This is a genomic window from Enterococcus sp. DIV1682a, from assembly GCF_051711005.1.
Taxonomy (GTDB): domain Bacteria; phylum Bacillota; class Bacilli; order Lactobacillales; family Enterococcaceae; genus Enterococcus_B; species Enterococcus_B hirae.
The window spans coordinates 1,507,554-1,528,329 of record NZ_JBIOLT010000001.1; the positions used below are offsets into that span (position 1 = coordinate 1,507,554).

The 20,776-nt window shown below is 36.7% G+C and carries 18 protein-coding genes; 6 read left to right on the plus strand and 12 right to left on the minus strand.

Annotated features, from left to right (window positions below; all coding sequences use genetic code 11):
• The 11 genes from IGJ23_RS06870 to menB all read right to left on the minus strand — a co-directional run bounded on the left by IGJ23_RS06870 (position 1) and on the right by menB (position 14,134).
• Positions 1-816, minus strand: a complete 816-nt coding sequence (locus tag IGJ23_RS06870; RefSeq protein WP_438774744.1) for a maltodextrose utilization protein MalA — start codon at positions 814-816, stop codon at positions 1-3.
• A 12-nt stretch (positions 817-828) separates the two neighbouring features.
• Positions 829-1,680: a sugar ABC transporter permease gene (locus tag IGJ23_RS06875; RefSeq protein ID WP_010719130.1), complete on the minus strand. Its 852-nt coding sequence runs from the start codon at positions 1,678-1,680 to the stop codon at positions 829-831.
• Between the two features lie 3 nt (positions 1,681-1,683).
• Positions 1,684-2,982 (minus strand): carbohydrate ABC transporter permease, encoded by a 1,299-nt coding sequence (locus tag IGJ23_RS06880; protein WP_010719129.1) that lies wholly within the window; start codon positions 2,980-2,982, stop codon positions 1,684-1,686.
• A 393-nt stretch (positions 2,983-3,375) separates the two neighbouring features.
• Positions 3,376-4,635: an extracellular solute-binding protein gene (locus tag IGJ23_RS06885; protein ID WP_010737611.1), complete on the minus strand. Its 1,260-nt coding sequence runs from the start codon at positions 4,633-4,635 to the stop codon at positions 3,376-3,378.
• A gap of 98 nt (positions 4,636-4,733) precedes the next feature.
• Positions 4,734-6,503 (minus strand): glycoside hydrolase family 13 protein, encoded by a 1,770-nt coding sequence (locus IGJ23_RS06890; protein ID WP_438774745.1) that lies wholly within the window; start codon positions 6,501-6,503, stop codon positions 4,734-4,736.
• Positions 6,504-6,832: 329 nt separating this feature from the next.
• The gene (gene menC / locus IGJ23_RS06895; protein WP_438775072.1) at positions 6,833-7,942 is read right to left on the minus strand and encodes an o-succinylbenzoate synthase; all 1,110 of its coding nucleotides are present in this window, start codon (positions 7,940-7,942) and stop codon (positions 6,833-6,835) included.
• Positions 7,932-8,768, minus strand: coding sequence for a 2-succinyl-6-hydroxy-2,4-cyclohexadiene-1-carboxylate synthase (gene menH / locus IGJ23_RS06900; protein WP_438774746.1), 837 nt, complete (start codon positions 8,766-8,768; stop codon positions 7,932-7,934). The genes menC and menH overlap by 11 nt, the downstream gene beginning before the upstream one ends.
• A complete protein-coding gene (gene menD / locus IGJ23_RS06905; RefSeq protein ID WP_438774747.1) occupies positions 8,761-10,509 on the minus strand; it encodes a 2-succinyl-5-enolpyruvyl-6-hydroxy-3-cyclohexene-1-carboxylic-acid synthase in 1,749 nt (582 codons plus the stop codon). Before menD ends, menH begins: the two co-directional genes overlap by 8 nt.
• Positions 10,506-11,867, minus strand: coding sequence for an isochorismate synthase (locus IGJ23_RS06910; RefSeq protein WP_438774748.1), 1,362 nt, complete (start codon positions 11,865-11,867; stop codon positions 10,506-10,508). The genes menD and IGJ23_RS06910 overlap by 4 nt, the downstream gene beginning before the upstream one ends.
• Positions 11,848-13,374 (minus strand): o-succinylbenzoate--CoA ligase, encoded by a 1,527-nt coding sequence (gene menE / locus IGJ23_RS06915; RefSeq protein ID WP_438774749.1) that lies wholly within the window; start codon positions 13,372-13,374, stop codon positions 11,848-11,850. Before menE ends, IGJ23_RS06910 begins: the two co-directional genes overlap by 20 nt.
• The gene (gene menB, locus IGJ23_RS06920) at positions 13,319-14,134 is read right to left on the minus strand and encodes a 1,4-dihydroxy-2-naphthoyl-CoA synthase (protein WP_010719121.1); all 816 of its coding nucleotides are present in this window, start codon (positions 14,132-14,134) and stop codon (positions 13,319-13,321) included. The genes menE and menB overlap by 56 nt, the downstream gene beginning before the upstream one ends.
• A 127-nt stretch (positions 14,135-14,261) precedes the next feature.
• Here menB and IGJ23_RS06925 point away from each other — a divergent pair, with 127 nt between their 5' ends.
• The 6 genes from IGJ23_RS06925 to bsh all read left to right on the plus strand — a co-directional run bounded on the left by IGJ23_RS06925 (position 14,262) and on the right by bsh (position 19,337).
• Positions 14,262-14,651, plus strand: a complete 390-nt coding sequence (locus IGJ23_RS06925) for a PaaI family thioesterase (protein WP_010719120.1) — start codon at positions 14,262-14,264, stop codon at positions 14,649-14,651.
• Between the two features lie 289 nt (positions 14,652-14,940).
• The gene (locus IGJ23_RS06930; RefSeq protein WP_438774750.1) at positions 14,941-15,789 is read left to right on the plus strand and encodes a YitT family protein; all 849 of its coding nucleotides are present in this window, start codon (positions 14,941-14,943) and stop codon (positions 15,787-15,789) included.
• Positions 15,790-15,997: 208 nt separating this feature from the next.
• On the plus strand, positions 15,998-16,408 hold the full coding sequence (locus tag IGJ23_RS06935) for an organic hydroperoxide resistance protein (RefSeq protein WP_010719118.1): 411 nt from the start codon (positions 15,998-16,000) through the stop codon (positions 16,406-16,408).
• 58 nt (positions 16,409-16,466) lie between these two features.
• On the plus strand, positions 16,467-16,898 hold the full coding sequence (locus tag IGJ23_RS06940) for a MarR family winged helix-turn-helix transcriptional regulator (RefSeq protein ID WP_438774751.1): 432 nt from the start codon (positions 16,467-16,469) through the stop codon (positions 16,896-16,898).
• 131 nt (positions 16,899-17,029) lie between these two features.
• On the plus strand, positions 17,030-18,055 hold the full coding sequence (locus tag IGJ23_RS06945) for an AI-2E family transporter (protein ID WP_010737621.1): 1,026 nt from the start codon (positions 17,030-17,032) through the stop codon (positions 18,053-18,055).
• Between the two features lie 304 nt (positions 18,056-18,359).
• Positions 18,360-19,337, plus strand: coding sequence for a choloylglycine hydrolase (bsh, locus tag IGJ23_RS06950; RefSeq protein WP_034866541.1), 978 nt, complete (start codon positions 18,360-18,362; stop codon positions 19,335-19,337).
• Positions 19,338-19,475: 138 nt separating this feature from the next.
• Here the strand turns inward: bsh and IGJ23_RS06955 are convergent, their stop codons facing one another.
• Positions 19,476-20,741: an LPXTG cell wall anchor domain-containing protein gene (locus IGJ23_RS06955; protein WP_438774752.1), complete on the minus strand. Its 1,266-nt coding sequence runs from the start codon at positions 20,739-20,741 to the stop codon at positions 19,476-19,478.
• Between the last annotated feature and the right edge of the window lie 35 nt (positions 20,742-20,776).

Here is a 20,776-nt window from a genome sequence, read left to right on the forward strand (position 1 = left end):
TTAGGCCTTGACTTCATCTTTAAAGCCAGTTTTAGCAAAAATCCATAGCAATAAAAGAACTGAAACAGTTGATTGAATACCTAACATCAAAACAAAATCAAAATAAAAGAATCCAACAATCGTGGCAATAATGGAGCCAACTCCAATCACATTCAACATTAAATTGGCACTTTCTTTGAATGTTTGGATGGAAGAAAAACGACTCTTTCTAGTTAGCCATAAAAAGAAAGAAGCACCAAATAAAATGAAGCTAGTCATTATAAATAAGATGATTCCTAAACTCATACTATAAGATAAAATAATCATTGGACGATTACTGGCGTAAAATTCCTGTTCTAAAAATGCTTGAAACTCTTGTGGCGTTCGGACTGATTCGGGATTGAAAGACGCTTGGTAATTCATTTGATAGGTTCTTATACGCCCCTGTTCTTTTTGCTGGATTGTCCAATGATTTTTTGCGAAATCAATAAAGGCGTTTTTTTCGTTTTTTTGTTCTTTCGTCAATCCTGACCCAATCAGTAATTCGTTATTCTGATAAATCGTTATTGGTGAGTGATTTATTTGCCCATTCTCCATGGGTAATTCTGAAAATTTATTTACTCCATCTTGATCAATTAGTTGGTGAACTGTTAAAAATTGCTCCATAGGGATTGCTTTTACCTGATTGGTATAATACATGGTAATCGGCATAACCATCAACGCGACCAAGAAAAGAAAGATCAGACTCAATTTAGGCCATGACAACTGTCTTCTACCAGCAAATAGACGTCTAGGACTATTTAAATGAGAAAAGTAATTCAAAGGAAATGTTTGCATCAAAACCTGCTCCTAACCTTTTGTGCCACCAGAAGTCAAACCAGTGACAAAGTTTTTTTGTAAAAAGAAGAACAATAAACAAATCGGTAATGCAATGAGGATCGCTCCTGCGGCAAATAATGAAACCCGTTGATTTGTCACATCAGAAATGAATGTTTGCAAACCAACTGCCACTGTTTGATTTTCTGGTGTGCGTAGTAAAAATTTAGCGAGCATGAAGTCTCCAAACGGTCCCATAAAGGCCCATAATGCTTGAACGGCAATCATTGGTTTAACTAACGGTAAAACGATTTGTAGAAAAATCCGGAAATGACCAGCTCCATCTAATTTAGCAGATTCATCTAAATCAAGTGGAACAGTATCAAAATAACCTTTCATTAGCCAAGTATTCATCGGAATTCCCCCACCAATATAGATCATTGTTAAGAACCAGTATCGATCTAAGGCGTTAAGTAGAAAAGCCATGACGTAAAAAGCGGTCAATGCAGCCATCGTTGGAACCATTTGAATCACCAGGAAAAACATCAAGCTTGATTTGCGCCCAATGAAACGGTAACGACTATAAGTGTAACCAGCCAAAGTTACAACAGTCACTTGGATAACCATTGTTAAAATGGAAATAATCAAGGTATTTTTATACCAAGTACCATATAACGTTTCTGAGAATAGCCGTCTAAAATTTTCTAGTGTCCAGTCACTGGATAAATCCAGACTAAAAGCAGCGATATTACCTGATTTAAATGCTGTACTGGCTGTAATCAACAATGGATAGATAATGATGATCGACAAAAGAATCAAAAAAACATAGGTCAAGAATTGTGACAATCTTCGTTGGAATTTAGCACTTGAATTAAATTGTTTCATCGCTTAGTCCTCCATATTAAATGCATTAGTCTTTTTAAACACAAGTAAAGAAACACAAATGACAATTGCAGAAATAATTAGTGTAATGGCTGAAGCCATGGAGTATTGTGGCGAGGTTCCCGTCGTTAGTTTATAGATCCAAGAAATCAAGATGTCTGTTGAACCTGCGCCCCCTCCTACACTTCCAGGACCACCGTTGTTAAATAAATAAATCATCGAGAAATTGTTGAAATTACCAGTATACTGAGTAATAAACGTTGGCGCTGCTACTAGAAAAATAGCCGGTAACGTGATATTAGAGAAACGTTTCCAAGCATTTGCACCATCGATTTTTGCTGCTTCATATAAATCTTCAGAAATGGATTGTAAAATACCTGTTACCATGACATAGATATAAGGGAAACCTAACCACCCTTGAACCATAATGATCGCAACTTTCGTCCAAAATGGATCTGTTTTCCATGAAATCGCGCTAATGTCTACGAATGGCAGATGATTGATAAAAGGAATCACTTGGGTGTTGATCGCCCCCACACTATCATTGAAGATATTAGAGAAACTCATAATTGTTATAAATGCTGGTACCGCCCATGGTAAAAGGAAAATAATACCAAAAAAACGTCTAAATTTAATAAATTTTTGGTGAGCAATAACGGCTGTAAAAATACCTAATGTGATTTGAAGTGTCGTTGCACATAGTGTCCAAATAACAGTCCAAGAAAACACAGAGAAAAAGGTATTACGGTAAGAACTTAAGAAGAAGATACTAAAAAAGTTTTTTACTCCGATCCAATCAATCAAACTAGCAGGTGGGATATGTTTGAAATCATAGTTGGTAAATGCTGTAAATAATGTGACTAGAACTGGAAAAATAATCGTAAAAATCATCAAAAGATAGGCTGGAAGTGTAAGCAAATAAGGAAAACCCTCATCACCAATATTATGTATAACTTCCTTCATCGTTCGGTTGATTTTCTTACCTTCTTTGCGTAAAACTGCGACACGTTTGGCATCTAACAGATTCAGTCCATAGAAAATAAAAAAAATAACCGTAATGATTAGTTGCAGCGTTCCTTGAATCAAAATAAATAAGGAGTGATCCTCCATCGGAACCGTTCCCAGTGTGACTAAGCCAATCAAAGAGTGGAAGCCACCAACTATCAGTTGTAGAATAAATGCTACGAAAATACCTAGAAATACGATTCCTTTGAACGCTTGACCATTAGCAAATTGCCCTAAGCCAGGTATGAGAGACATAAGTGTAATTTTTCTTACATTGATATTATTTTGTTCGTCTTGCATAACGATACCCCCAGTACTACTATTTTATTCTTTGCGCAAGGAAATGAATCAGTCGGCTATCCATAATAGCCATCTATAAGTAACTATTCATAGCAGTTATACATAGTAACTATAAATAGTAGCTATCCATGACAGTCATCAATAATTGCTATCAAAAACCATTTTCCATTCATTTGTAGTCCTCACTCAGTTGCTATAAAAAACTCCGCTCGTGGATGTTATTCACACGAATCAATGTGAAACAGTTAAAGAAAATACACCGTTCAACTGTTTCACCTATTGATCCATGACTTGTTTTATGATTTGGTTGACCAAATGAGATTTAGTGGTCTACTATCACCACATCTAGTAAAAATATCCATTTGATCGTGAATAGAGATCGCTTTGTTACTTTTAATATTTTTGCTCAATCGCTTCTTTTATGGTTTTCACTGCTTGGTTAGCAGATTCTTTTGGCGATTTAGAACCTGAAGCTGCATCAAACATTAAGTTTTCAGCACCAGTCCAAACTTCAGCCATTTCTGGAATATTTGGCATTGCTTGCGCAGTTTCATACTGATCAATCACCGCAGTTGTCAATTCATCATTTTTTGATTTAGCTGTTTCACGTGCTGCTTGATTGGCTGGAATCTCATTGACCATTTCAAAGAATTTTTCTTGATTTTTTGTGTTTGTCACATAGTCTAACCATTTTTGTGATAATTCTTTGTTTTTAGAATAGTTACTTGCTACCCAACCTTTTCCTCCACCAAACGGTTGATAAGATTCGCCGTTGTTCAATGTTGGAATTTTTGCTACCCCATAATTGATTTTGTTGTCTTTATAAGTTTGTGCTTGCCAAGGACCATCAATGATTGCTGCTGCTTTGTTAGACATGAATTGTTGGCTAACGAAATCGCCTGCACTCTTGATATCTTGCATCCCTTTTGGCCAAACATTTTGGAACCAGTTTGTAGCATAAGTGATTCCTTCGATTGATCCTGCATTATTTAGACCAATATCTGATGGATTAGTTCCGTTGTCACCAAAAACATACCCGCCATAGCCTGCTAGTAAACCATAAGAATAATAGAAATCAGTCCATTTTGCTAAGAATCCAGTATTTTTTCCTGCTTCTGATTCAAAGGCAAAGCGTTTGTCTTTGGCTAGATTTTCTAATTCTTTGAAAGTGGTTGGTGCTGCATCTACTAGATCCTTGTTGTAGTACAAGACTAATGTTTCGATCACCGCTGGTTCGCCGTAAATTTTTCCGTCATAGGTCACTTGTGCTTTATCAGTTTCATCATAGTCGGCTTCATTTCCTAATTTGACTTCCGCTAAATGGCCTTGTTGTCCTAACGCACCAATTCGATCATAGGCTGCCATCATCACATCTGGTCCTTTACCGGCAGGTCCATCTAAAGAAAGCGCTTCTAATTGATCGAACATATCTTTTTCAACTAGCTTGATTTTGACATCATTCTCTTTTTCAAAATCACCCTTGATCTCATTGATGTAATCTTTATAACCAGAATCTACCGATACAGTTAATGTTTTTTCATCATTTCCACCGCTAGCTGTATCAGCTTTTCCATTACCACAAGCTGCTAATCCACCTAAAATACCAAGTGACAATAAACCCAACCCTAATTTTTTAACATAGTTTTTCTTCACCTTTTGTTCCTCCACTTCCATAAATGTTGTTTGTATAAAGAGTATACTGTTATAAAACGACAACTTGCAAACGCTTTCTGAATGTTACCGGTAACAAGTTATTCACACATCAAAATGAATCCGAATTGTTGAATTTCAGCTTTCCCATCATTTAATAATTCACTATTTTGGCTTAAGATAATTTCATTTTTCTGATCAACCAAATAACTTGTGGAAGATTGATTAAAAATAGCATGGATCATTTGGCCGTTCAATTCACGAGAAAAATGAATCACGTCTTGACTATCATCAATTAGCTCCCAGCAAATCGTACCTGTGATTAAAATTTCAGATAATCGTTTCCGAAGATAAATCAATTCTTTAATAAAACCGTATAATTCCGTATCTTGTTGCTCTTTCTCCCAGATCATACATTTGCGACAATCAGGATCATCTTCTCCAGTCAATCCGATTTCCGTTCCGTAATAAATACAAGGTGCGCCTTTTTGTAAAAACATGAAAGTAAGTACAGCTTTCATCAACTCTTTATTTCCATTACACAGGGTTAGGATTCTCGCGGTATCGTGGGAATCTAATAGATTAAATGTTCCTTCGTTTACTTGATCTTGGTACAGCATCTGCTGATGGTTCATGCCACTTGCCATTTGTGAAGCAGTGATTTTTCGTTTGACAAAATAGTCTTTGATTGAGTCTGTAAACGCATAGTTCATTACAGCATGGAACTCATCTCCTTGTAACCAAGCTTGGGATGAATGCCAGATTTCGCCTAAAATATAAATATCTGGTTTGATTGCAGTGACTTTTTCATGGAACAATTTCCAGAAATGATGATCGACTTCATTAGCGACATCTAAACGCCACCCATCAATATCAAATTCTTTCACCCAATAAGCAGCAATATCTAGTAAGTACGATTGAACCTCAGGATTTGCTGTGTTGAGTTTAGGCATGAAAGGTGTAAAAGCAAACGTATCATAAGATAAATTTGCTGCTGTTTCGGGTAAATTCGTCATTTGATAGGCATCCACAGGAAAAGAATGAATATGGAACCAATCTTTATAAATTGATTTTTCGCCATTTTTGATCACATCTTGCCATTGGGGCGAGTCACTACCAATATGATTGAAAACAGCATCTAACATAATGCGGATACCCTTTTTATGCGCTTTTTCGATTAATTCTTTTAACAGACGTTCGTCACCAAAGGCTGGATCAACCTTCAAATAGTCGATCGTATCGTATTTATGATTAGACATAGCTTGGAAAATCGGGCAAAAATAAATACCATTGATTCCCAAATCGACTAAGTAATCGAGGTGATCAATCACACCCTGTAAATCACCACCAAAGAAATCATCTCGGTCAGGTGCTTTACTTCCCCATGGTAGCGTATGAGCTGGATCGTTAGTTGGGTCGCCATTCGCAAATCGTTCAGGAAATATTTGGTACCAAATCGTTTCTTTTGCCCATTGCGGTACTTTGAAACGATCAATTTCATGAAAATAGGGTATCCGGAAATAGTAATTTGCTTCTGCTAAGTTTGCTGGTTCATACGCAAAAATCCCTTGATCCCCATAAAAACATTCTGTGCCATCAATCCCTACGATATGAAACCCATATTGTAACCTTCTAGTCGAGCTTGTTTGTTCCACTTCCCAGTAATCATGAACTAAAGTACTCAGACTTTTTTTCATTGATATTTCTTCCAGATACCATTTTTGTGAATCAATCGTATAAGGATCGCCACTAATAAGATAAACTTTTTTTACATCGTCTTTACAGGTACGTAAACGAATTCTGAAAGTATCAGCTGTATATAAAAAAGCATATTCACTTTCCGGTCGATGATAAATTGCTGCGGTGTTCATGTATTTCCTCCTTCATATTTAAGATTACGTGTTCACTATAAAAGAGTGAACAACAAAAGACAACGCTTTCATTTATGTTATCGGTAACAGAATTCTGTTTCCCTTGATTATCTCATCAAAAGGAGAAGTTAGGTCAATGGCGACATTAGCTGAATTATCGGTATTGTAGAAAGTGTAATTTTATACTCGCTACTTGCTGATTCATATAAAAAAAGTTCAACAAAAAGAAAGAATCCAAAAGAGAAAGAGCTGCTTTTGGATTCTTTATGATTACTTGGTGTATCTCTACAACGACCACAGTGATCATATTATTTGTCAAACGTTTATTATTAAGAAAAAAGGAGTTCCTTTTTGTAGCAATAACGTTCTATTTTTTCTTGATCAAGGACTGCCCCATTGCCTTTTCCTAAGGGAACTGCAAGTTTCCCATCAGTGAGGCAAGCTTTATTTTTGATGATATCATCGTAGTAATAGCGATCTGATGCCGATATATCGCCAGGGAAAGTAAAGTCATTTTGGCTGGCAAATTGTATATTTAAGCAACGTCCTACTCCTGATTCAAACATTCCACCTAGCCACACCGTCAAGTTATGTTCACGACAAAATGTTACGATGGATAATGCCTCAGCGATCCCACCCACTCTGGGGATTTTTAGATTAATCCCACGACAACTTCCCAAGGTATGAGCGGTTTTAACATCATTTAGTGTACGAATATTCTCATCTAAACAAATTGGTGTTTTTAATTGTTTCTGTAAATACGCATGCTCGATAAAATCCCGTTGATTAAAAGGCTGTTCAATCATCGCTAGGTTTAATCGATCCAATTCTAACAATATCGGTAGATCCTTTAATGTATAAGCAGAATTGGCATCTGCCATCAAAAGCAAGTGAGGAAATTCATTTCGTAATAAGGTTAATGGTTCGATATCGTAATCTGGTTTGATTTTTAACTTCAACCGCGTATAGCCTTGAGAAACATACATTCGAGCTTGTTTTAACAATTTTGCAGAATCTGTGTGGATACCTAAACTAATCCCAACTGCTAATTCTGTTTTCGTACTTTTGAAAATTTCTCGGAAACTGACATTCTTTCGTCTGGCATATAAATCCCAAATAGCTGTTTCCATGGCTGCTTTTGCCATAAAATTCCCTTGCACTTTCGTCAATCGTCGCTGAACTTCGTAAGGCTCTTTGATTGGAGACATAGTAAGTAAAGGAATCAATTCATTTTTGATGATCAAGCGACTCATGTCGATCGTTTCTTCAATATAGTCCGCTTGTTGGAAAGAAACCAACTCTCCTACTCCTTGATTGCCTAATTCATCCTCGATTATCAATAAATCAAATGCTTTTTCAGTTAGAATTCCATAACTCGTTTCAAAAGGGGTAGTCAAAGGTAATTTAAGTTGTAATTGCTCGATTTTTCTAATTTGTATCAATTTTTTCTTTCTCCATTATCCATTGATTTACTAGGGAAACAAATTTCGTTGGCTGTTCTAGATGAATACAGTGTCCACTTTTGGGAACCAACGCCATGGAAAACAGACTATTTTCTTCAACCAATTTTTTTCCGATTTTTTGAAACTTATCATCATATTCTCCTGCTAAATAAAGGATCGGTCTTTGGATATTTCTAAGCGATGGCCAGTAATTCGTCTGTTGCCCAGTTCCCATGTACATCAAACTAAGCGCCAAACCAATTGGTTGTTGCATAAGTCTTCCTTGGCGAATCTTTCTTCTTGTCGAATCAGGTAGTTCTTTTTGACTTTCAAATAATGGAATCGATTCCCAATAATCCACAAAACCAGACAATGGTTCAGTCATGATCTTTTGCGCTAATAGAAGATCTTTTTTTTGACGTATGAGTCTTTCGCTTACAGAACTGATGCCTGGTGTACCACTTTCCATAATGATGCCTAAAATTCCTTTTGGTTGTTCAATCAGCCAAGTTAACGCGGTACGGGCCCCCATGGAATACCCCAACAAATAAAAGGCATCGATCTTTAATTGCAAAACCAATTGTGCTAAATCTTGAACAAGTAATGGAAGCTTATAGCGATAAGGATGAACATAAACATCCGTCTTACCATGCCCGATCAAATCGATTGCTAAAATATTTAAATCTTGAAAAGGCAAAGAAAAGCTCATGGAAGTTCCGGTAAATCCGTGTAAACAAATGATAGTAGGTCTCATTGGAGATGTTCGCTGTAACCAACGATAAGCATAATTAACACCATTGATTTTTATTTTTCCCTCACTCATTTCGATTACCGTATCCCTCAATCATGTGTTGCCAAAGATCTGCTGGTGCTTTTTGTTCGCCAACGACTTCAATCAACGTCCAAGTTGAATTTTTTTTCTCTTCTCTGTTGTCTTTACTGTCTATTCTTTCTCGACTTTCACAAACTATTTGTTCAAATTCAGTCAGCGATTTGGGCTTTTTATAAGCGCCGCAATACAGATCTGCCACTTTCTCCAAGTCTAGATGTAAGGGTGTTGAAAACAAAGGATCAAAAAAGGAGTTATCTAGTTCCCTTTGAGGAAGGAAAGAAAAGATACCTCCCCCGTTATTATTCAAAACGATCACAGTCACCGGCAGCTCAAGTTCTTTGATTATTTGTAACCCATTCATATCATGAAACAAAGCTAAGTCACCAATCAACAAAAACATCTGCTGTTTCTTAGCCGCACAAATACCTGCAGCTGTTGAAATAATCCCGTCAATACCATTTACTCCCCGATTCCCATAGACTGAAAATCGTTGTTTTGAAAAACCAGCGTAGCGATCAATAAAACGAATAGCATTACTATTGGACAAGAAGAGTGTTTCGTCAAACTTTAACAATTGAAAAAGACGCTTACTGGCATTGCTTTCGTTATAGGCATCTAAGGGTAAGGTTGTTTCTATCGTTTGTCGGGCAAGCTTTGCTCTTTCTTGCCAATAGGATAACCAGTTTCTATCTGCATGAGTATGAAATGCTTCATCGCTCATGTTCTTAACCATGCTACAAAACGTCAGTGGATCAATTGGTAAAACATAATTACTTTGATGTAACCAGTCTTTCCAAGATTCGCTTTCATCAATGATGACATAAGTCAGGTCTTTTGACTGCTTTAAATAAAGCATGAGGTTTTTGGCCAATGGCAAGTTACCAAACTGCCAAACGATTTCGGGTGTTTCTAAGCGTTGATCGGCAAAGATCAAATCAACATGAGAAATATAATTGTCGCTTTCTTTCCCGCAATTTCCTAAATTTGTAAGTGGATCACCAAGAATAGGCCATCCTACGATTTCAGCTAGTTCAATCATTTTCGTTGCCTGTTGTGTGGTCAATTCTCTTCCAACAATAATCAACCCTTTTTTGGTCAACCAAGAATCAAGTTCTGGTAACGAAAAGGAAGTTACTTTATTGATCGTTTCCCCTTTTCTTGAATAATGACGTGTAAATGATTGTGATAAATCCGGCAGTAAAGGTTCTCGAAAAGGTAGATTCACATGTACAGGTCCTTTAGGAATTTTTATTGCAGCAGCCGCACTCTCCCAACCCTGAAAAAACGCATATCTTTCAAAAGATTCTCCTTCTTCTGGCAAAGCCATTCCGATATACTTTTTGACATGGCTTCCATACAAATGTTGCTGATCCATCGTTTGTGGTGCTCCTACGCCTTGCGCCTCTGGTGGACGGTCAGCGGTCAACACAACGAGTGGAACATTTGACGCCTCAGCTTCACAAATGGCTGGATAATAATTTGCTGCAGCAGTTCCTGATGTGCAAATCAGACCCACAGGTTCCTTTTGTGCTTTTGCTAAACCAAGCGCAAAAAAAGCAGCCGAACGCTCGTCCACGTTGATATAGCAATTGATTTCCGGGTCACGATAAGCCAATAAGGCCAGTGGTGTCGAGCGTGATCCTGGGCTAATGACCATTTCTTTTAATCCACTTCCTTTCAATCCATGGATAAATGCTAATAAATAAGCAGTCAGCTCTTTTGTGTTCGTCATTCTTTTACACCTCGAATCATCGGTTGAAATTTTAGAGCAGTTTCTAAGTATTCCGTTTCAGGCGTTGAATCTGGCACAATTCCACAGCCAGCATACAACTGGACCTCAGTATCACTCACTACTCCAGAACGAATACCAACTGCAAATTCACCAACATCCTCAGTTAAACTACACCAGCCAATTGGACCACCGTATAACCCTCGCCCAATAGGTTCTTTTTCCGCTATCCAATCAATGGCTGCCTGTTTAGGAACACCGCCTAAAGCTGGTGAAGGATGTAGTTGTCGTATGACTTCTAAAAATGAGAAACCGTCCTGACGGCTCCCTTTCAACGTCAAACAAAGATGTTGAATATCTCGGTTTTTTAAAAGACTTTTGTCTGATACTGTTAGTTTCCCCTTAATAAATGAGTGCATCTGTTCTGTTAAACGTTCGACGACTACTTGGTGTTCTCCAATATTTTTAGAGTCTTTTAAAAGTTTTTCTCCCAATGTAACGTCTTCTCTTTCGTTTGAACTTCTAGCGATAGAGCCAGCAATGCTAGCGGTCAAGAAATGGGTATCAGTCGCCTGAAGCAAACGTTCAGGTGTTGCGCCAATAAACGCTTGACCTTTTGCTTCTAAAACAAAGAGATAGGTGTTTGGTTGTTGACTAATCAGATGAAGTAAGATTTTTTCAACAGAAAATTCTTTGCCAACTAATTGCATCTGTCTTGCTAAAACCACTTTTTTAAGTGCTGATTTTTTATTTGCTGTGACTTCGATCGTCTCTTCAACAGCTTTTAAGAAATGAGGAACAGCTACTTCAGTTTCTTTTAATATTTGACTTGGCGAAAAATCTGGGACACATCGCTCTTTCATTTCATTAATGAGTCTCATTTTTTCTTTAATAAACTCATCGAGTTTTTTTAAAGTTTTAAAATGATTCCTTGCGGTTATTACAACGGTTAGTTGCTGATGATTTTGCTTGATTAATAGTTCGGGTAGAATAAAACAGCCCTCTGCCAATTCTCCCCAAATAGGCGCTTGTTTTTTGTTTTCAGCATCAAAAGGTAATCCTCCAAAAAGAATCGGAGTCTCTTTTTCAGGAACAAGAAACGAAAGTTTTTTAAAAAACTCTTGTTTAGCATTTATCAGGTCTTCGGTGGACCAGTTTCCACGCTTCTTTAAAAGATTACGCCCAAACCCCAAGAAACCGACATTTTTGTCTGGCGTTTGCCAAAAGAAACGTGTGCCTTTAAAGTCACTCGCTTTTGCAAAGAGATTTGCTAACGGTTCATAAGGAATCTTAAAGCTATAACATACATAGTCAGCTTCAGGTACTTCTTGTAGATTTAGATTAAATAAGTTGGTAGTCAATATAGTTCACTCTTTCTTCTGTTAAAAAAAGTCGTTTTAATGGTTTTCCTGAGGCTGTTTTTGGTAGATCATGGATGACAAAAATTTCGTCAGGATGTTTATAGGAAGCAAGTGGCTCCATGAGATTGCAAATTTCATTAACGCTGACCTTATCTATTAATTTCAAATAAGCTACTGGGCGTTGCCCCCAGTTAGGATCGGCTCTACCAATAACAATAGCCTCTGTAATTTTCTGACTTTTTAAAAAAATTGCTTCAATCTCAGCAGGGTAAATATTTTCTCCGCCAGAGATGATTCGCTCACTCATTCGACTAAGAATTTTTAGTTCACCAGTATCTGTTAAATAGCCCCAATCACCAGTACAAAACCAGCCCTCTTTCGTCCACGAATGTCGATCTCGTCCGTTGAGATATCCTTTAACGATCGACGGACCTTTCAAAAGAATTTCTCCAGATTCATTCGCTTGATCTGTCCCATTGATTTTAATTTGCACACCCATTAGCGGACGACCAACCGTGTCTTTAAACTTTGAATGCAAATTGATTTTACCTGCGACAACTTGGGAACATGTTTCTGTCATGCCATAAGACAACATAACGGGTAGCTTCAACTCGCAACAGTCTTCAAGTAAGGTAGATTCAATCGGACCGCCACCTAATAAAACTTGCTTCAAAGAAGAAGGATAACCGTCTTCTGGTACAAACGGCAACAGATCTTTTAACATTTTCGTGACTAACGACAAATAAGCGGTTTTTTCGCTTAACATCAGTTGGTTGACTTCTGATGGGTGAAATTTTTCACATAAATGAACGCTAATTCCTAAAACAAGGGAACGTAAAAGAATCGATAAACCACTGATATGGTACAAGGGGACGCAACAAAGCCAATTCTCGCCAGACTCGATAGCCATACTTTTTTGTGTAGCTAGGCTACTTGCTTGATGGTTTGAAAAAGTTTGAGGTACTCCTTTTGGCTTTCCAGTAGTCCCAGATGTATACATGATCGAGGCTATTTGCTCCAATTGATAGCCGAAATCAATTGGTGGTTCATTAATTCTCCCGATTAGTTCCTTTTTTTTCGGGAAAGAAATGATGGTTACATTTTCAAAGGAAAAATGTTCAGGATGTTCAGTGATTAATAGTCGTGTATTGGCATCTTTTAACTGATAAGCTAGTTCTTCACTGGTTAACCTTGTATTTAGAAATTGGATCTCCATTCCTAATTCCCATAGAGCTAAGATCGACTGATACATCATTGTCTGATTGTCGCTCAAAATGGCTACTCTTTTAATAGTTTTTTGTTGATTGCTTATAAAACGTTTGAAATAATAAGCAAGTTGCTGTACATAGTGATTCAATTCACTAAACGTTAGACAAACATCTTTCGTATAAAAGGCTAGCTGATCTGGCTGTTCTAATGCTTGTCGTTGCAACCAACTATTTGGTTTTTGTTTAGGGAAATTTAGGAAATTGGTCAAAGTCAGGCTCTCTCTTTTCTTTGAATGCATCTCGTCCTTCTTGAGCTTCAGCCATCGTGTAGTAAAGTAAAGTGGCATCCCCTGCTAATTGTTGGATCCCCGCTAGTCCGTCTGTATCTGCGTTCATTGCAGCCTTGATCATTCTTAATGCTAAAGGACTTTTCTTCAACATTTCTTCTGCCCACTCTATCGTTACGTCTTCAATTTCGGCTAAAGGTACCACTGTGTTGATCCAATTCATTGCTAAAGCTTCTGTTGCGGAATACTGTTTCGTCATAAACCAGACTTCTTTTGCTTTTTTATGACCGATCACTCGAGCTAGATAGCCTGATCCATAACCGCCGTCAAAACTTCCTACATTCGGGCCTGTTTGTCCAAATTTCGCATTTTCAGCGGCAATTGTGATGTCACAAACAAGTTGTAAGACATTGCCTCCACCGATCGACCAACCTTTGACCATAGCAATCACAGGCTTTGGAATGACCCGAATCAAGCGTTGGAGATCTAGCACATTCAAGCGAGGGATTTGATCATCACCTACATACCCGCCATTTCCTCGAACTTTTTGATCTCCACCAGAACAAAATGCTTGATCTCCTGCTCCGGTTAAAATAATCACACCAATATCTTGCCGCTCTCGACAAATAGTAAAAGCTTCAATCATTTCAAACACTGTCTTTGGAGTGAATGCATTGTGTACTTGAGGCCGATTAATTGTTATTTTTGCTATTTTACCATGTTTTTCAAAAAGTATTTCTTCATAGTCTTTAATTGTTTGCCATTCTCTCATTTTATTCCTCCTCTAAGTTGAACATTCTTATTATACACAAAAGCCAAAGAAAACGTTTGTAATTTTATATTTTTTAAGAATTTCTGTTATACTATTCAAAAAACAAAAAAAGGAATGAAACCTAAAAATGAATTTAATCGAATATTTACAGATTGAGACAATGTCTATCTCAAAAGAACAGGTTGAATTGTTACTACCGATTTCTGACATCCATCTCCAACCTTTTGGCTTCCTTCATGGCGGAATCAACGGTATCTTGATTGAAACAGCTTGTAGTATTGGTGCTAACCAACATTTAAGCTCGCCACAATATGCGGTAGGTGTAGATTTACACGTCAACCACCTTAACAGCGCTCAAAATGGACAATTACGAGTGATCGCACGTCCGACTAAAATTGGACGCTCTATCCAATTTTGGGCAGCTGAAATTTATTTAGAAAAAGAAAACAAACTAACCCCTGCTCATCTTATTGCCAATGGTTCTTGCACACTAACTGTTCGTAACGAATCGACATGACGTTGCATTTATGTCCAACCTTTCATTCATTAAATTTCCATCTTTATTTGCTCTTTATCGAAATAAGGAAAAGTAAAAGACATCTTTCATTTTTATTTCAATCGATAAAAAATATTAATATTCACTATCTATAGCAACATAGTGAACTCATAGCTCCTCTATTTCTCGACCCGAAATGTTAGACTAACCTAACATTTTTTTAAAATATTAGTTAACTTTAGGTGAATATTACGTTATAATGAAAAAAGCACCAAAAAATTAAAATACAATAATGAATGGATGTGAATGGATGAAGCAAATGAAAATGATGATTTGGACATACATAAAAATAATGTTTGCCTTAACCATTTTAGGCATAGGTATCAATATGTTTTTAGGGCCTCACCATATCGCAGCAGGCGGTGTGAGTGGTTTAGGTATTCTCTTAGAATCGGCTTTAGGTTTTGATCGTGCAATGGTCATTTTAGTATTAAATATCATCATGTTGGTATTAGCTCTTGTATTTCTTGGAAAAAAACCTTTTTTCAAAGTGCTTTTTGGAAGTCTTGTCTTTCCGCTGATTATTGCGGTCGTCCCTGAAATGATGGTAACGTCGGATCGTTTACTTTCAGTGATCTTTGGTAGTGCGATCTTTGCTCTGGGTGTCGCTATTTTATACAAAAATAATTCTTCAAGTGGCGGAACAACTATTCCACCACTGATCTTCAAAAAGTACTTTCATTTGAATACTTCGATTGGTTTATTGGTAACAGATGCGTTTGTTGTATCACTTAATTTATTTATTTTTGGGTTTGAAGAATTTTTATATGCCATTCTTTCGATCGTCATTACCTCGATTGTAATGTCATATATTGAAACAGGAATGAATCGTAAAAAATCGATAATGGTGATGAGCGAAACCTCTATCGAAGAAATCCGCCAACGTTTAAGTGCGGAAATTGGTCGTGGCTTAACTTTATTAGAAGCAAAAGGTGGCTACAACCGCAAATCTAAAGAAGTTTTATTGATCGTCGTAACAGACCAGGAGTTTTCAAGAGTCAAACCATTGATCGAAGAAATCGACCCTACTGCTTTTGTGATTGTCAGCAGTGTAGCTGAAGTAACTGGTAGTGGCTTCACTTACCATCCAATTGAGTAATAAGAAGCTTATTCATAAATACTTCCTCTTCTATTTTTGTATTTCTTCTAAAAATTGATTCTGCTTAAATAATTTATCTAAAACGAGTGATGCCATAACGTGTAGTCGCTCGTTTTTTTATGCCCATGCTGAAACGAATTAGTTGCCTTTCTCAATTAAGTTGTATACAATTTAATTGTACAAAATCAAATTTAAAGGAGTGTTTTTTATGAAAAAAATGTATTCTACAAAAATGATCAATACTGGTGGTCGTTCAGGTGAAGTTCATAGTCCAGATCATTCATTTGAACTTGCAATTGCGGCTCCTGGACGTCGTGTAGCCGATGCAACGAATCCTGAGCAATTATTTGCAGCAGGTTTCAGTGCTTGTTTCAATAGTGCGTTAGAATTGATCAAAAATCAAAAAAATATCTCTGGTGCTTCTACCATCAGTGCTCAAGTATCTTTGTATGCTGAAAATGAAATGAGTTTTGTTTTAGGCGTTGAAATTGAAGGTCATGTTGAAGGTCTTTCTTTAGAAGAAACACAAGAATTATTGGAAGCAGCTCATAAGGTTTGCCCATATTCTAAAGCAACTGCAGGTAATATTGAAGTGACATTGACTGCCGTTAACAGCTAGACATTTATTACAAAATCAGCTATGCTAACAAGGAACTACGAGAATCGAGGTGGAGAAAATGGAAGATTTATATAAAGAAAACCAGTTGTGCTTTCCTTTATATGCCACCTCTAAAGAAATCATTCGCTCGTACAACCCTTTGCTGAAGCCTTTAGATTTAACTTACACGCAATACCTGGTAATGCTTGTTTTATGGGAAAACCAACAAGTCACAATGAAAGAACTTGGTAGCTTACTTTGTTTAGATTCTGGAACCTTGACGCCCGTCATAAAAAAAATGGCTGACAAAGGCCTACTTCAAAGAAGAAGAGCAGATAAAGACGAGCGTATTACGATTCTATCACTGACTTCTAATGGAAAAGCTTTAGAAGAAAAAGCAAAAGATATTCCTGCTAAAATATTAGCGAGTCTTCCACTTGAACCGGACGAGCTTGTTCTTTTGCAAAAACTCAGTAAGAAAATGCTAACTAATTTTCGGGAAAAACACTAGGAAATAAACAGTCAAACTGCAGACATTGCTCATCAATGTCTGCAGTTTTTATTTTTTTCTTCCTAATTCCCTATTTCCGCTTTATAATCAAATATGTACGCTATGACTTAAATTACTTGGAGGTTGTTGATTTGTCTGTTTACCAACGCTTTTTGGCGAATGAAAAAATTCGTCGTATGACTGTTCTATTAATCATTATTGTAGTCCTTTTTCTTGTAAGAAGCATGATTACAACAATTTTACTAACTTTTATTTTTACGTATTTAATGATTCACTTAGTGCAAATTATCCAACGATTCATTAAGGTTCCAACCGGAGTATTAACCATTATTGTTTATGCTCTTGTGGTTTACCTAATCTATTTAGCATTTACAATTTATATCCCCGTCTTGGTACACCAAACATTTGACATGGTCAAATCAGTCATCAATTTCTATGAACATCAACCCAAAGACGCTGATCCGGTTTTACTTTATATCCATAATTACATTGAAAGAAATGATTTCTTTGAACAATTACAAAATGGTGCATCAATTGCTTTAGGCTATTTGCAAGACTTTGGTAAGATGGCTGTCGCCTTTACTATGTCTTTTATCTTAAGTTTCTTTTTTATGATCGAAAAGAAAAAAACAATCCTATTTTCCCGCTTATTCTTAAAAGGCGAATTTTCTTGGTTCTTCCAAGACATTTATTACTTTGCTGATAAATTTGTCAATACCTTTGGATTAGTATTAGAGGCACAGTTCATTATTGCTTTATTAAACACGATCCTCACAACGATTGCTTTAGCTGCTTTTGGTTTCCATCAGTTGCTTAGTTTAGCAATTATGATCTTTATTTTAAGTTTGATCCCAGTTGCTGGTGTCATTATCTCTTGTGTGCCCTTATCCTTTATTGCGTATTCTCAAGGTGGCATAAAAGATGTGGTTTACATCTTATTAACGATTTTAATCGTCCATTTACTTGAATCTTATGTTTTGAATCCAAAATTGATGTCTAGTAAAACAGAATTACCGATTTTCTATACCTTTATTGTATTATTGATCAGCGAACGCTTTTTAGGAGTATGGGGTTTGATTGTTGGTATTCCAATTTTTACATTCTTATTAGATATATTAAAAGTGAAAGAAATTCCCAACCATCCCCTCAAAGAGTGACTTTCTTTGAATCAGAACCTGTAAGATTTACTTCAGTTTAATTATCATAAAAATTTTGTGACGTCTCTAGCTCTGAGAAATAAGTCGAAGAATCCCTTCTAGTTAGGGCATTCTTCGGCTTATTTTCCACTAAAATTTTCTAGAACACCGCACACTTGTCTTGTTAATCCTTACAAAGTAAATCCATCTTAGAAAAGATCTTTTTTTATAATAGGAGTTTTTTTAATCAAAAATCAGTTTTTCTGGTAAAAAACTAAAATTGGTATTATCATTAATTTATATTAATAAAAGGAGGAGATGTATCATGTGTACATCCATTGTTTATGCAACTAAAGATCATTATTTTGGACGAAACTTAGATTTAGAGCTTTCTTATGGACAAGTAGTGACAATTACGCCTAGAAACTATCCTTTTAAATTCCGTCGAACGGATCCTCTACCCTCTCACTATGCGTTAATTGGTATGGCTGCAGTTGTTGATAATTATCCGTTATATTTTGAAGCAACAAATGAAAAAGGACTTAGCATGGCAGGTTTGAATTTCCCTGAAAATGCTCATTACTTTGAAGAAGACTCTGGTAAAACCAATATCTCACCATTCGAATTTATCCCTTGGTTATTAGGAAAATGCGCAACAATCGATGAGGCAAAAAAATTACTTGCTGAGATCAACTTAGTAAATATCAATTTTAGTGAAGAACTTCCACTTTCTCCTCTTCACTGGATGCTTGCTGACCAAAATGAAGCTCTCGTGATCGAATCAACCATTGATGGTTTGAAAATTTACAATAATCCAGTCGGTGTGTTAACAAATAATCCACCTTTTGATTATCAATTGTTTAATTTAAATAACTACCGTCATGTTTCTCCTACTGTATCTTCCAATCATTTTGCGAAAAATCTAGAGTTGGATGTGTATAGTCGTGGAATGGGTGGATTAGGCTTACCAGGCGACTTATCATCTGCTTCTCGTTTCGTAAAAGCTGCCTTTACAAAATGGCAATCAGTCTCAGGAGATTCAGAGATGGAGAGCGTGAACCAATTTTTCCATATATTAACATCCGTGGAGCAACAAAAAGGATTGTGCGATGTAGGAAATGGGAAGTTTGAATATACGATCTATTCGTCTTGTTGTAACATGGACAAAGGGATCTATTACTATACTACTTACAACAATCACCAAATCACCGCAGTTGAAATGCATAAAGAAAATCTCGAAGGCACTGAATTGATTACTTATCCAGTGGTTGATCAAGAACAAATACATTATTTAAACAAATAAAAAATAAGTGATTTAATACTTATGGTTCATCACTTATTTTTCTAGTAATTTTCTATTTTTAATTTTCTATTTTATAAAGAAGAGAATGAGGATGTGCTCCTCATTCTCTTCTTTTAATAATAATGTTATTTGTTTGCTTTAACTTTGTTTTTCACTATTTCGTAACTTTCTCACTCCGAAAATAGAGAAAATGATAAGTGTAAACCCAAGATACATAAAACTTGGTGTTGCTTTATCTGCTGTTTTTGGTAATTGACCACTTATGCCATTACCAAGAGATTTTTCATTATCTGAGAAATTATCATTGTTTATTTCATAATTGTTTTCATTTTTAGGCGTTAAACTACCTGATAAAGACATCTGATGCGATTTTTCTTTGATCATATCTGGCAAAATTACTTGATTTTTCGTATTAACGTCAATTAAAGATTCCCCCACAGTTGGAAATTCTTCTTTCTTAGGTATCTCGATTTCCACTTGAGGTTTTTTCATTTCATCTAGCGTTGGATCAGTTGGTTCAACTGGATCTGGCTTTTCTTCCGGTGTTGGATCAATCGGTTCAACTGGATCTGGTTTTTCTTCTGGCGTTGGATCAGTCGGTTCAACTGGATCTGGCTTTTCTTCTGGCGTTGGATCAGTCGGTTCAACTGGATCTGGCTTTTCTTCTGGCGTTGGATCAGTCGGTTCAACTGGATCTGGTTTTTCCTCCGGTGTTGGATCAGTCGGTTCAACTGGATCTGGCTTTTCTTCTGGCGTTGGATCTGGCTTTTCTTCTGGCGTTGGATCAGTCGGTTCAACTGGATCTGGTTTTTCCTCCGGTGTTGGATCAGTCGGTTCAACTGGATCTGGCTTTTCTTCCGGTGTTGGATCAGTTGGTTCAATTTCTGGTAATTCGGTAAAATTATCCTCATCAACATTAAGCATTTCTTCAACTGTCTGACGTTGACTATAAGGCGTAAGATGCTGATTATCTGTCGGACTGCCATCAGCTACTTTGATCGTAAATAATGCTGGCTTTGTTAAATGTTGATTTAATGTTACAGTAAAGGTAAAACTAGCCTTATGTCCATTAATCTGAAGCGTAGTTGGATCGTACCCAATCGTCAATGCTGGATCAACATTCTCAAATACTACATTGGATTGTGAGATTGGTTGTCTATCGCCTGAATAGCTGACAGTGGCTTTGACTGGTACCGTTTTTCCCACCGGAAATTTCATGATTCCTGAATTTGTTGTGGAAAATTCATCCTGTAGTGTGATACAATTCACGTTTGCCCACCCAGGCTCTTTCGTTTTAGTAACGATTGGGTGGTGCTCTTCAATCTTTACTTGTTGCGTTGCTTCGGCAGTTACCGATAGGCCTGTCAAAGCAACAGTAGCCATTATAAGTTTTAAGTGATTCATTTTTACATCTCCCCCGTTTCAAACACTTTTGGCTT